The following is a 14,536-nucleotide window of genomic DNA, read 5'->3' on the forward strand; positions in this document are numbered from 1 at the left end:
AATGAATTGTTGAAAATTCGTAAATTCGTGGCTGTTTTTTTACATAACCTATATCGTCAGCCAGAGCAATAAGAAAAAAAAACTTTGCGTCTTTGCGCCTTTGCGTGATTAAAAAAATATCAACTTCATCTTTACTACTTTTTTTCTACCTTTAAATTCTATCATTTTAAAATAAACTATAAACGATCAACACCAAAAAAGAAACCAAAAAATGAAATACAACAGATGTGGAAAAAGCGGATTATTACTGCCTGAAATTTCTTTAGGATTGTGGCATAACTTTGGGTCAGTAGATAATTTTGATACTGCCGAAAGTATTGCAGTAGAAGCATTCGATAAAGGAATTACGCATTTTGATCTGGCGAATAATTACGGACCAGTTCCAGGATCTGCAGAAACTAATTTTGGTAAAATTCTGTGGCATAATTTCCAGGGTAATCTGCGAGACGAAATTATTATTGCCACAAAAGCCGGATATACCATGTGGAATGGACCTTACGGAGATTGGGGTTCAAGAAAATATTTATTGTCTAGTTTAGATCAGAGTCTAAAACGAATGAAGGTAGATTATGTCGATATTTTTTATTCGCATCGTCCTGATCCAGAAACGCCAATCGAAGAAACAATGATGGCGTTGGATCATGCCGTAAGAAGTGGAAAAGCATTGTATGTTGGAATAAGCAATTACTCTGCTGAGCAAACCCGAATTGCGGTCGATGTTCTAAAACAATTGGGAACTCCTTGTCTGATTCATCAGGCAAAATATTCGATGTTGGAGCGTTGGGTCGAAAATGGTTTGCTGGATGTTTTGGAAGAAAAAGGAGTGGGCTGTATTGCATTTTCTCCTTTGGCACAAGGACTTCTTACGGACAAATACCTAAACGGAATTCCGGAAAATTCGAGAGCACATAATCCAAACGGACATTTAAAAGAAGATGAGGTTACGCAAGAGCGCCTTCATAAATTGGTACAGCTCAACGAAATTGCCAAAAACAGAAATCAGTCTTTGGCTCAAATGGCTTTGGCGTGGCTGCAAAAAGACAAACGAATTACATCTGTTTTAATTGGGGCAAGTTCCGTAAAACAACTAAACAACAATATTGACTGTTTGCAAAGTCTGGTGTTTTCACACGACGAACTAAATGCAATCGAGAAAATTTTAGCTTAAAAAAAATGGGACACTCCAAAAGCGTCCCATTTTTTTATTTTGTTTCCAAAATCATGGCCAACCCGCCACCGGCAGCCAATCTGTATTTTAGCTTTGTCGAAGCATCGACAGTAATGATTTCTCGTTTGTAATCCTGAGCCGCTTTATCAGCATTTAATCCATCAGAGAAAATTTCAGCTTCGAATTTTTTACTCTTTTCAAGAAAAGAAAAATCGATTGTAATTTCTCGGGAATCCCAATTTGTTATAGCACCTATGTACCAAGTGTTTTCTTTTTTACGGGCAATGGCAACAAATTTACCCACTTCGCCATCCAGCGCAACCGTTTCATCAAATACAGTAGGTGTTTTAGCAATAAAAGTAGTGCTTTCCTGCTCTTTGCTGTATGCCGTTGGACTATCCGCCATCATTTGCAAAGGCGCTTCAAAAATGGTGTACAATGCCAATTGATGACATCTTGTTCCCTGACTCATTGGGTTAGAATGACTTGGTTTGAATTCGCTTTTAGACGCATTTCGCATTGCTCCCGGCGTGTAATCCATTGGACCGGCAATCATCCTGATAAACGGAATCGTACAATCGTACGTAGGTACATCATCTGTTCCCCATTTGTTATTTTCAAGTCCTTTTACGCCTTCAAAATTCAGAATGTTCGGATACGTTCTCTGAATTCCCGTTGGTTTGTACATACCATGAAAATCGATCAGTAATTTATGATCTGCGGCCTTTTGCGAAATATCATAAACAGAATTAACCATCTTGGCATCGTCACGATCTAAAAAATCAACTTTAAAACCTTTGATGCCTAAGTCAGCATAATTTTTAAATATTCCTGCCGTGTTTTTAGTCAAAGCCATCCAGGAACTCCATAAAATAATCCCCACGTTTCGTTCCTTTCCGTAAGCAATCAAAGCTTTTAGATCTACATTAGGATTGTGTTTCATAATGTCTTCCTCTAAACTCCAGCCTTCATCCAGCACAACATATTCTACTTTGTTTTTTGCTGCAAAGTCAATATAATGCTGATACGTTTTAGTATTGATTCCTGCCTTAAAATCAACGTTGTAAATGTTCCAGTCGTTCCACCAGTCCCAAGCCACTTTTCCGGGTTTTATCCACGAAATGTCTTTAATTTTTGAAGGTTCTGCTAATTTCTGAATCATATCATTATTAGCAAGTTCTTTATCACTTTCAGAAATCACAATAATTCTCCACGGAAAATTTCGGTTTCCTTTTGTTTTAACCAAGTAGTCCGCTCTTTCTGTAATTAGCCTGTTGATGTTGTTAAATCCTCCGTTTGTTTCCTGCAACGGATATTTAGAAAAACGAGATTCAAAACCTGATTTAGAGCCATTGTTCGTTACAAACAATCCCGGATAGTCTTCTACATTAGCTTCAAAAAATACCGCTTTTTTATGGTTTTTAAAATCAACTAAAAGTGGCAAAAATGCCAGAGTATCTTTGGTGAATTCGCTTATTTTTTTGTTTTCATAATGTGCTTCAAACGACGAAATATAAGGATCCTTAGGATTACGTAAATCACGAACATACGGAATCAGTGAATTATAATCCTGATCAAAATTCAAAACTACTTCTTCATTTTTTACCGTAATATCCTTTTTCTTCTTGGTTACAAATCGATACGCTACACCATCATCGAAAGCACGATATTCGATACTAAAATCATTCTTGAAATTTAGAACCAACTGATTGTATTCGTTTTTAATCGATTTCTTTTTATAAATAGGCGATGCAAACGAGTTAGAAAAACTTTCTTTTTTCGAATTCAAAACCACCGCATTTTTTCCTAAAATCACGTTTTCGTCAATAGTAAGAGACATTGCCGATGGAGCCAGAATAAGATCTTTTTCATGCGAAATAGTCCAGGTAATTTTGTCGTTTACAGCAATTTTAATTTCAATTTTTCCGTTAGGAGAATTTAAAATAAAATCCTGCTTTTTTTGCGAGAAGGAGAGCGTAGAAAAGAATAATATAATCAGTAAAAAAAATGTGTTTTTCATTAGATGCCTAATTTGAGAACTTGGTTTAGTAGTAAAGTATAAAACGGGAAAGTTAGCGGAATTCTCACTATCCCGCTCTTTTTAACTACCAGTTTGTACACAAAACCAAATCAGTTTTTGTGCTATTTCTTTAATTCCAGATTGTATTTTTTTATAATATCCAAAGTCGATTTATCTGCTGAGAAAACCGAATTCAATCCTTGAGGTTCTTGCGGAGGATCAGTCGTTAAAGGATCGCCCGGATTCCATTTTCCTGTCGCATTAACCGCTTTTCCTTCACCACCAAATCCCCAGAAATTAGCCGCCTGCAACGGACCATTATTTTTACGGCTTTCTACAATGCGCTCAAAAATATACGAGTAAAACGTATCTCTGTCAGCCGTTGAAGAACCGGCAACTAAATTTTCGTGTTCTCTTGGCAAACCAAATTCTTCAATGATAATAGGTCTTTTTAAATTATTGGCCACCTTTATGTGATCGTCAATATATTTTCCTGCATTCTGCAAAGCGATTGGCAAAGTTTCCTTTGCATTTTCAGCTTTATACCAATTCCAGTTTTTAGGCCAAATGTGCATCGTTAAATAATCAATATTCGGATTTTGATGCGTTCTTTCAAAAATCTCCATGCTGTCGTTCGAACTGTTTTTTCCTTCAGATCCTGTTGAAACCAAATGATTTTTATCTAAACTGTCAATTAAGTCAACGATTTTGTTCAGCCAAGCCGTAAATTTAGCTTCATTCTCCAGTGTAAAAGTTCGCGGTTCGTTCCCCACTTGCCAGGACATAATCGTGTTATCGTCCGTATATTTCTTTTTCGAATATTTATTAGTTCGTCCCATAATAAACTTCACATGATTTTCGAGTCCTTCCATGCAAGGTTCACAACTATGAAATGCTGCGGTGTAAGCCATAAATTGAGGCCAGGTGTTCGGCGCAATATTCGGAACCGGAATTGCACCTTTACCATTCCATTCCATATACTGCGACATTCCGCCGGACCATTCCCAATTGTTTGTCAAATACAAAACAGCATACATATTACGTTTTCCCATCTCATGCACCAAAAAATCCAGACCATCCAGTAAGTCCTCATCGTATTTTCCCTGCTCATATTGCAAAGCCGGGCGAACAGTAAAATCGTATTTTCCACCATCAGCACCTACAAGAACGCGCAAGTTATCGATTCCGTTTTTTTGCATAAAATCCAGCTCACGAAGCAGGCGTTTACGATCTCCCACTTTTTTAGAAGCCAGTAAACTGCCATACCAGTAATTAGTACCAACGTAAGCATAAGGTTTATCGCCTTTGTAAAATTGAGTTCCTTTTACCGTAATTCTTTCCTGTGCCTGACAAGCCAGAGCCGAAAATGCTAAAGCCAATCCGAGAGTTTTTAAAAGTCTGTTTTTCATAATTTATTTTTTAGGAGCTATTCCCGCTATCCGTTTCAATCTTTTGTGCCGAACCCCGGCACAAAAGGATTTTCACTACTATCGGGGCTAGAACCTCAGTTTGTTGTTTAAGCTGTAATTCTGTTTATGAGTTCAAGACAAGCACGACTGTTATGATAAGGACATTTCCAGAAACCCGCTTTATCTTTTTCTATACGAGAATAATCACGGTTAATTCCCCAAATCCATTCCCCGTTTTGACTATCCAGAATATACTTTTTAATAAAATTCCAGTTGTTGTAAACAAGGTTCAGGTAATTTTCATCACCTGTTAATTGATATGCATTATAAAAACCAATCAAAGCTTCTGCCTGAACCCACCAGTGTTTTTCAGCAACGAGCACATCGTTTTCAGGTTCCAGTTCGTACCACAATCCGCCATCTGTATCTAAGCCTTCTTTCGTTACTTCCGCCATTTGAATGGCATGCTTTTTATAATTTTTAATCAGCGTTTCATCTTCTGCAATTTCAGCGCAGTGCAACAAAAGCCAAGCCGCTTCGATATCATGTCCGTACGAGATAACATCGGGTTTTTCGATCCAGTTTTCATCAAAAAACAGATGCAAATGTCCCGTTTCCGTATTAATAAAATGCTTTTCTATAGTTTGCAGTAATTCAATAATAACAGTTTGAAGTGATTTATCCTTCCAAACCTTAAATAAATTGGCATACGCTTCAACAATGTGCAAATGCGTATTCATTGTCTTTTTTTCGTTAGCATCTTTATCACTCAGACGCAAATCCTCAATCGGTTGCCAATCCCGTGTAAAAGCTTCCAGATAGCCCTGATGAACAGGATCGTAACTATGCTTCTGAATATTTGAATACAGATTAATAGCAATCGCCAGCGCCTCATCATCTTTAGTAATGCTGTAATATTCGGATAATCCATAAATGGCGAACGCCAAAGCATAAATCTGATTTTTAGTATCTTTTGGTGTTCTGTCCGCATTAATGCTCCAAAACAAACCGCCAAACTCAGGATCATAAAAATATTTCGACAAGTATTCAAAAGCACGCGTTGCGATTTCTTTGTGCGCTTCGTTTTTGGTGACTTTGTAACTCGCAGAAAAAGACCATAAGATTCTGGCGTTCAATACAGCACCTTTTTCGGCAACTGCATTTACGTTTTCGTCAGCATCAATCTGACCAAAGAAACCGCCTTTCTCCGTATCAATTGTATTTTTCAGCCAATAATTCAAAATAGAATCCAGTTCAGCAGAAAGTTCAGTTTTAAGTTCCTTTAATTGTTTTGACACAGTTAATTATATTGCGTTGTTTTTTTCAATTTGAGCGATGATCGTTTGTACAGAACCAGCTGAGGTAAACGTATCTTCAGGAGTATTCGTTACATAATCGACTAATTTTGCTACAGACGAAACCGCCACGTGCATTCTTGTGTCTGAGGAAGCATAATAAATATAAACAGTTCCGTCAGTATCTTCAATCCATCCATTAGAGAACAAAACGTTTGAAACATCACCAACTCTTTCAATGTCTTCCGGTCCCATAAAATGTCCGGCAGGAACGTGTGTTACTTTTGCAATATCATTCAAATCCGTCATAAAAACATACAAAGTGTAGCGCAAACCGGCAGCCGTGTTACGAACACCGTGTGCTAAATGCAGCCAGCCTTTATCGGTTTTAATAGGAGCGGGACCAAGACCGTTTTTCAATTCATAAATCGTATGATACTGTTTTCCAAAAATAATTTTCTCATCCTGAACAACCGGATTGGTCATATTATCAACATAACCTAAACCAATTCCGCCACCGGCACCTACATCAATAAAACCATCTTGCGGACGTGTGTACAAAGCATATTTTCCGTTTACAAATTCAGGATGCAAAACCACATTACGTTGTTGTCCCGTGTTGGAAATCAAATCCGGAATACGTTCCCAATTTACTAAATCTTTAGAGCGAACGATTCCCGCATTGGCAATAGCCGAACTCGTATCACCTTTTGGAGCTTTAGGATCTTTTCTTTCCGTACAAAAAATACCGTATACCCATCCATCTTCATGGTTGACCAAACGCATATCATATACATTGGTGTCCGGTTCTTCGGTTTGTGGAATCACACAGGGTTTGTCCCAGAACTTAAAATTGTCAATTCCGTTTGGACTTTCCGCAATAGCGAAAAAAGATTTTCTGTCGATACCTTCCACACGAACAGCCAAAAGATATTTGCCATTCCATTTGATTGCACCAGCATTAAAAGCCGCGTTAATTCCGATTCGTTCCTGCAAAAACGGATTGTTTTTTTCGTTTAAATCAAAACGCCAGTTCAGCGGAATATGTGCTGCCGTAACCACCGGATTTTTGTAGCGTTGGTAAATTCCGTTTCCGGCATGATCCTGAGGAGCATTTTTTTGCCCGATCAAAGTGTTATGTTCTTTTTCTAATACTGCTTTTCTGTCCTGAAAAGTAGTTGAAGAGGTTAGTGTTGCCATATAAATTGATTTCTTATATCTGTATGTTTTTAATTGGATAAGTCTCTTTTGTCATTTAAATCCTGTTCTATTATTTGAAGTTTATCTTCGGATAAAGGATAAAACAGTATAAAAACGACCGATATTAAAGCGGCAATAGCAGGAAGTATACTCAGCATTAATTGAATTCCGTTTTGAGCAACCGCCGTTTGTTCAACATTTGCCTGAAAACCATAATAGCCCAAAAGCCATCCCGTTCCGGCTCCGCCAATAGTCCAGCCAAATTTTTGAGACATAGACGAAGCTGAGAAAACCAAACCGGTTGCTCGGCGTCCTTGTTTCCATTCAGAATAATCAGCGCTGTCGGCATACATCGACCAGATTAGCGGAAACACGCAACCGGCACAAATACTTATCAAAAGCTGAAAAAGCATGATTAGTAGAATATCTTCTTTTCCAAAGAAATAGAAAATCAGACTTAAAATAGCCGCTAAAGCCATAGCACCGAAAAAAGTTTTCTTTTTACCAATTCGATTAGCGATGGGCGTTGCAATAATTACCCCGATAATATTTGCTGCCTGACCCAGTACTAAATAAACGGAAGTTGGTGTCATGTGAAAGTCAGTTCCGAAAAGCGAAAAATCGAAGTTTACACTTTTGCCGACATAATATTTAAAGTAATACACAGCCGCTCCATCGCGAATCGAGTTAAAGATCAAAGCGCCAATTCCGGCACCTAATAAAATCCACCAGGGTTTGTTTTTGAGCAGGTCTTTTAAGTCTTCCTTCAAATTGTTTTGTTCGTCAGCAATTGGTTTTACACGCTCCTTCGTAAAGAAAAAGCATCCCCAGAAAAAAGCAGTTGTAATAATTCCAAATACTGAAATCGTAGCCAGCCAGCCTGATTTAGAGTTAAGGCTTCCGCCGAAGTAATTCACTAAAGGTTCAATAAGCCACAACGCTAATAGACTTCCTCCAAAAGCAAAAACCATTCGGTACGAAGACAATGTATTTCTTTCTTTCCTGTCAGATGACATAACGCCTAAAAGCGAGGCATACGGCACGTTGATTAGAGAGTAAATCATCATCATTGCCGAGTAAGTGACATAGGCATATATTATTTTACCTTTTTCGTCAAAATCAGGAGTGTAAAAAGTAAGTACACCAATAACAGCAAAAGGTATTGCAACCCATAACAAATACGGTCTGAATTTTCCCCATTTGCTTTTTGTCCTGTCAGCGATGATCCCAACAATAGGATCAAAACAAGAATCCCAGATTCGGGTAATCAAAAACATGGTTCCTACCACCGCAGGCGCCAATCCGAAAACATCGGTGTAGAAAAATAAGAGATACATACTGAAAATCTTCCAAAACATAGAAGAAGCAGCATCTCCAAGACCGTAACCTATTTTTTCTTTTAAAGTAATTCTGTCTTGCATTAGGTTTTTTATTGGTTGTGGTTTAGCTTTTATTAATTATTTTAATGTTTCTGTGCGTGTTTTAACGCGGATAAAGCGGATTTACGTCGTAAAAACGCGGATAAAAACAGATTTTATTTTTGAATTCTTCAGCGCTGATGAAACTGATTGAAGCTGATTTTTAATTTTTAATTCTCAATTTTTAATTTTTTTTAATGTCTTTTTCGAATAAAGTCTTGTCGAGTTTATAAAAATCAACAAAATCCTTCTCGCTTACTTGTCCGCTAAAAGGCGCGTAATAATGCATTTTTTGTTCCTTTTCCTGCCAGCCATGATTTCTCCAAAGTAGGACGTATGAAATTTTATATTCTCCAATTGCCTTTTGCAAAACGCCTGTCCACCAGTTAGGATCAGGAATAGCTTCGTATCCTGCTTCAGCAAGGGCGATAGGTTTGTGTTGTTCCAGACCAATTTTGTTTATAATTTTAAATTGATTTTGTACTTCTTCAATAAATTTAGTTCCGTCTTTGTCACTGTTATTTTGATACGTATCAAAGCTCAGCATGTCAGCATATTCACTTCCAGGATAATTGGCCAGAAATTCTTCTTCCGTTTTAAAACTGCTGGTATTGTACACATAGATAAGATTATGAACGCCTTTTTGCTGTAAATAATCAAAAGTAAATTTCCATAAAGTTTTAAACTCTTCCGGAGTACAATTTCCTTTTCCCCACCAGAACCACCCCCCGGTAAGTTCGTGATAGGGTCTAAAGAGAATTGGAATATGTTTTCCTTTTTTATCTTTTAAAGACAGAATAAAAGTAGCTGCCTTGTCTAGCCAGGTTGTAAATTTTTGATGATTTTCTCCACCAGGTAAAACTGTTTTTAGTGAGTTTGGCGTATTATCCCAGGCGCTTTTACCCGTAGCCGGATTGTCGAAATGCCAGCTAATGGTCGAAATGCCGCCTCTTTCATGCGATTCCTGAATGTACTGTTTCATTTTAGCAAAGGGAACATTGTCTATATTATTGGCTTTATCATTTTCTAAACCCGCAATATCCCAACCGTAAATTGCAGGATAATCTCCCGCTACATCTTTTATGTCGCTTCTTCCGTCTTCATACTTCCAGTTTACCCCATAAGCAAGATCGTCCTGATGCCCGAACATATATCCTTTTTTAGTTAACTCATTTAATTTTTTGTACAAAGCAACCGTCTCAGGTGTTGCTTTTTTATCTGAAATTGACAAATTAGTATTAGTCATATTTGCTTTAGAAGAACAGGAAGTTCCAATTAATAGCGCCATTATAAAGGTTGATACCGTTTTTTTCATTACAAATAATATTGTTTTTCAGGATGATACAGTTAAATGAATACCATTACGAGATGTTTTATAAATACTAATTTCAACAATCTGTAATTTAATATTCTTTTTGATCTAAAATTATTAAAACTATAAAAAGGCTGGGTAATAAAAATGATTAATGTTTATTATTCTGACTGTTTTTATAAAATTGTTAATTCTATTTTTCAAAGATAGATGGATGTTTCTAGTGCAATTAATATTATTTTATCATTTATATATCATATTATTGCAAATAAAAAATAAAGTCATACTTCGTAAATTGTTTAAATCATGAGTGCTTCTAAAAATTTTTATAGAGAAATCGCGCCGCTTTCTGCCGGAGATAGTTTTTTAGTTTTTGATAGAATCAAAGATAATTTTGATTTTCCCGTACATTATCATCCGGAATTTGAAATCAATTTTATTCTAAACGGAAAAGGAGTAAGGCGTGTTGTAGGAGATAATATTGAAGAAATAGATAGCGTCGAATTGGTTTTGATTGGGCCTAATTTATATCACGGTTGGGAACTGAATAAATGCACCAGCAAAAAAATTCATGAGATCACAATTCAGTTTCATAACGATTTATTTCCGGAAACTTTTCTTTCCAGGCGTATAATGAATCCCATTCGTGATATGTTTAATAGATCTATTCATGGTATTTTGTTTTCTAAAAAAGTAGCCGAAGAATTAACGCCTAGACTAATAAGACTCTCGAAATTAGACGGAATGGACTACTTTTTAGAAATTACTTCTTTATTATATGATTTGGCCAATTCCAGAAATCAGCGTTTGCTGTCTACCTATACAGTAGATTATGATACGTTTGATGATTATGATAAAATGAAACTCGTTTACGAATATGTGCAGAAACATTTTGCCGAAAAAATTACATTAGAAGATGTTGCCAATGTGGCGAGCATGTCGATTATTTCTTTTAATAGATTTATTAAAAAACGTACCGGAAAAACATTTGTAAATTATATCAACGATATCAGAATTGGTTACGCTGCAAGATGGCTCGTAGAAAAAGACATGAGTGTTTCTGAGGTAGCTTTTAAATCCGGTTTTAATAACATTGCCAATTTCAATCGCAGCTTCAAAGTCATTAAAAATTGCACACCAAGCCAGTACAGAGAGGATTTTTCCGGATTGAAACGAATTTTATAGTGATACTTTTTTTGCACAAACAAATATTATTTTTAACGAAATCGTTTGAATTTTATCAATTTCGTTAATTTTTATTGATTTTTTTTAGTCGTTCATAGGGTTGTGATTGCGAATAATGTAATTTTTAACCCTGTTTATTTTTATATATGTTTTTTTAAACCCTGATAGTAAAAATATTATCATTAAATGATATAATACTATTAATTTAATGTTTCGTGGTGTTATAGATTTGTTAAATAATTTAGAAATAAAAACTCCTCCCTTTTTTATTGCTGAATTGAGAATAAAACAATCTAAACTAACCAAACATTATTATGAAAAAACTAATGACTAACTTTATTCATTGGAGTGCGAACCACAGCGCAATTCCTTTGATTTTATTCTTGTTACTGACTAGTAGTTATATGACAGCTCAGGTTAAAATTTCAGGAATAGTTTCTGATGATAAAGGAATGACCATTCCGGGAGCCAATATAGCGGTAGTGGGTTCTAAAACATCGGCATCAACAGACTTTGACGGAAGATATACAATAAGTGTTCCGGAAAATGCAACACTACAATTTTCTTTTATAGGATTTGATTCTCAAAAAATAGCAGTCGCAGGCAAAACCCAAATCAACGTTTCACTGGTTTCAAGTTCAGAAGATTTGAAAGAGGTAGTGGTAATAGGTTACGGAAGTCAAAAACGAAAAGACGTTAACGGAGCCATATCATCTGTAAGTGCCAAAGATATAGAGAATATAAAACAAGTCTCTGTAGATCAAATGCTTCAGGGTAAAGCAGCGGGGGTTTCGGTAACCAATAACTCAGGACAGCCAGGAGGAGCGGCATCTGTTCGTGTTCGAGGAACAACTTCTATTACAGGAACAAACGAACCTTTATATGTTATTGATGGTGTGCCAATTTCCGGCGATGCTACAGGTAAATCAACAAGTGGTCAGGCTTTGGCAGGAAGAGACGGATTTTCTTCATCGGGAGGAAGCGGGAATAATGCTATGAGCCCATTATCGATGATTAATCCAAACGATATTGAGTCATTAGACATCTTAAAAGACGCTTCGGCAACCGCTATTTACGGTTCGAGAGGAGCTAATGGAGTTGTTATTATTACCACAAAATCCGGTAAAAAAGGAGCAGGAAGAATTGCGTATGAAAATTTTACTTCTTTTGCTACAGTAGCTAATAAACTAGATGTTTTGACCTTGCCTCAATATGCGACGCTAAAAACGGATCTTGCTAATTTATGGGGATTTCAAACCCGTCAGGAATTTTCGCATCCGGAATTATTAGGGTCAGGAACCAACTGGCAGAAAGAGGTATACAGAACCGCTATTTCAAACAGTCATCAATTATCCTTTTCTGGAGCTAAAGAAGGAACAAGTTATTATTTGTCCGGAAGTTATTTAGATAACGAGGGAACCATTATTAATTCAGGGTTAAAAAGATACACAGTAAGATTGAACTTGGATTCTAAAGTAAAATCATGGCTTAGAGTTGGAGGAAACTTAACGGGCGGTATCACAAACGAAAAAATTACAGTAAATCAAAGTTACGCAGGATTAATTTCGAATACCTTATTGCAGGCGCCGGATATTCCGGTTCGAAATTCAGACGGATCATTTGCAGGGCCGCCTACATCAGAGCAAAGTGTTACGTATTACAATCCCGTAGCAGAAGCATTGACCAGAGAGAATAAATTGGTTAGAAAAAACTTCCTTGGAAATATTTATGCTGAAGCAGAACTTTTTAAAGGTTTGAAATACCGTATTGAAATTGCGGCTAATACAGAGTTTTCTGAAAACGAAGATTTTAGACCTTCTTATGCATGGGGAAGCCAGGTAAACGTTTTGGCAGATTTAGATGTAAGAAGACAAAATTGGTATTCTACAAATATCAAAAATTTACTGACGTACGATAAGACTTTCGGGAAACATAAATTCACGCTTTTAGCAGGTCAGGAAGCCAATGATTCTCATTGGGAAGGTTTGATTGCATCGGCACAAGGTTTTAAAACAAATTCAATTCACACGCTTAACTTAGCTGATGTTGACAATAATACTGTGACACAATATAAAGGTAGTGCATCACTTTCATCACTTTTTGCCCGTATTATTTATGACTTTAATGATAAATACAGTATTACGGCATCTATCAGACAAGACGTTTCTTCTAAATTTGATCCTACAACAAACAATCAGAAAGGGGTTTTTAATGCCGTTTCAGGTTCATGGAAATTATCAAACGAATCTTTTATGGAAGGAACACGCCAGTATGTAGATAATATTAAATTTAGAGTAGGTTACGGAGAAACAGGGAATCAGCAAATTCCAAACAACAGTTACTCTGCCATGTTAGGAACTCAGAATTCCGGTTTAGGAAGCGGTTTCTTGCCATCAAATTATCCAAATCCAAATTTAGTTTGGGAATCATTAAACCAAACCAACTTTGGACTTGATTTTACTTTATTCGAAAATAAATTTTCGGCTAGTTTCGATCTTTACGATAAAAAATCAAAAGGGTTTTTGTTCAAAGTTCCATTACCACTTTACCTGACAGGTGATAATACGCCAGAAGGAAACGGACAATACGGAGGTGTAGGTGCACCATACTCTAACTTAGGAACAATGAGTAATAAAGGATACGATATTACAGTTGGTTATGATATGAGATCTGCAGGAAACTTCAATTGGAGTACTTCATTAGTAGTATCGCATTACAAAAATAATTTAGATGATATTGCCAATGGTATTATTTTGACACAAGAAGTAAATACAAACGGATATCAGCCAGTTGTAGTAACTAATACAACGATAGGGAACCCAATTGGAATGTTTTATGGTTACAAAACAGATGGATTGTTTAAAGATGATGCAACACTAAACAGTGCTCCACTTCAGTTTGGACAAGCAGTAGGAACAGGTGCGGGACAAACTACGTTAGGAGATGTAAAATATGTAGACGTAAACGGAGATGGTAAAATTGATCCGAGCGATAAAACTTTCATCGGAAATCCGCATCCAAAGTTTACGTATGGTTTTACCAATAACTTCAAGTATAAAAATTTAGATCTTTCTATTTTTATGCAGGGTTCATACGGAAATGATGTTATGAACTTAACCAGAAGAGGCGGAACTACGAATACCTCTTTATACGATAATCAATTAGTAGAGGCGTTAGATTATTATTCTCCAACGAATACAGCGAGTAATAATCCGAGACCAATTGCCAACTCTGCGAATACCAACTTATTAATTTCTGATCGTTACGTAGAAGATGGTTCTTATTTAAGAATTCAAAACATAACGCTAGGATATTCATTACCACAAGATTTTATTTCAAAATATAAATTGTCAAGATTAAGATTATACGGATCTGCGCAAAACTTATATACGTTTACAAATTACTCAGGTTATGATCCGGAAATAGGATCTTTTAATCAAAATGTTCTTTTGTCCGGAATTGACAACGGAAGATATCCGATAGCACGAACATTTTTAGTGGGACTAAACGTAGAATTTTAAAAATTAAA

The 14,536-nt window shown here is 36.3% G+C and carries 9 protein-coding genes; 3 read left to right on the plus strand and 6 right to left on the minus strand.

The window, feature by feature from the left end; genetic code table 11:
- Positions 1-178: 178 nt before the first annotated feature.
- Positions 179-1,168 (plus strand): L-glyceraldehyde 3-phosphate reductase, encoded by a 990-nt coding sequence (gene mgrA, locus B0A66_RS19700; RefSeq protein ID WP_262490233.1) that lies wholly within the window; start codon positions 179-181, stop codon positions 1,166-1,168.
- A gap of 34 nt (positions 1,169-1,202) precedes the next feature.
- Here mgrA and B0A66_RS19705 read toward each other — a convergent pair whose 3' ends face one another.
- From B0A66_RS19705 to B0A66_RS19730, 6 genes are all read right to left on the minus strand, one after another.
- The gene (locus tag B0A66_RS19705) at positions 1,203-3,188 is read right to left on the minus strand and encodes a glycoside hydrolase family 97 protein (protein WP_089051579.1); all 1,986 of its coding nucleotides are present in this window, start codon (positions 3,186-3,188) and stop codon (positions 1,203-1,205) included.
- A gap of 122 nt (positions 3,189-3,310) precedes the next feature.
- Positions 3,311-4,597 carry a glycoside hydrolase 5 family protein gene (locus tag B0A66_RS19710; RefSeq protein WP_089051580.1) on the minus strand — a complete coding sequence of 429 codons (1,287 nt, stop codon included), beginning with the start codon at positions 4,595-4,597 and terminating at the stop codon, positions 3,311-3,313.
- A gap of 107 nt (positions 4,598-4,704) precedes the next feature.
- The gene (locus B0A66_RS19715; protein ID WP_089051581.1) at positions 4,705-5,895 is read right to left on the minus strand and encodes an AGE family epimerase/isomerase; all 1,191 of its coding nucleotides are present in this window, start codon (positions 5,893-5,895) and stop codon (positions 4,705-4,707) included.
- A gap of 6 nt (positions 5,896-5,901) precedes the next feature.
- Positions 5,902-7,092: a glycoside hydrolase family 130 protein gene (locus B0A66_RS19720; RefSeq protein ID WP_089051582.1), complete on the minus strand. Its 1,191-nt coding sequence runs from the start codon at positions 7,090-7,092 to the stop codon at positions 5,902-5,904.
- Between the two features lie 29 nt (positions 7,093-7,121).
- Complete coding sequence (locus B0A66_RS19725) at positions 7,122-8,513, minus strand: MFS transporter (RefSeq protein ID WP_089051583.1); 1,392 nt, start codon at positions 8,511-8,513, stop codon at positions 7,122-7,124.
- A gap of 181 nt (positions 8,514-8,694) precedes the next feature.
- Entirely contained in the window at positions 8,695-9,825 is a 1,131-nt protein-coding gene (locus B0A66_RS19730; RefSeq protein WP_089051584.1) for a glycoside hydrolase family 26 protein, read from the minus strand.
- Between the two features lie 303 nt (positions 9,826-10,128).
- Here B0A66_RS19730 and B0A66_RS19735 point away from each other — a divergent pair, with 303 nt between their 5' ends.
- Positions 10,129-11,007, plus strand: a complete 879-nt coding sequence (locus B0A66_RS19735; protein WP_089051585.1) for a helix-turn-helix domain-containing protein — start codon at positions 10,129-10,131, stop codon at positions 11,005-11,007.
- 314 nt (positions 11,008-11,321) lie between these two features.
- Positions 11,322-14,528 carry a SusC/RagA family TonB-linked outer membrane protein gene (locus B0A66_RS19740; protein ID WP_089051586.1) on the plus strand — a complete coding sequence of 1,069 codons (3,207 nt, stop codon included), beginning with the start codon at positions 11,322-11,324 and terminating at the stop codon, positions 14,526-14,528.
- Positions 14,529-14,536: the final 8 nt, after the last annotated feature.

It is taken from the genome of Flavobacterium hercynium, from assembly GCF_002217285.1.
In the GTDB taxonomy this organism is placed as follows: Bacteria; Bacteroidota; Bacteroidia; order Flavobacteriales; family Flavobacteriaceae; genus Flavobacterium; species Flavobacterium hercynium.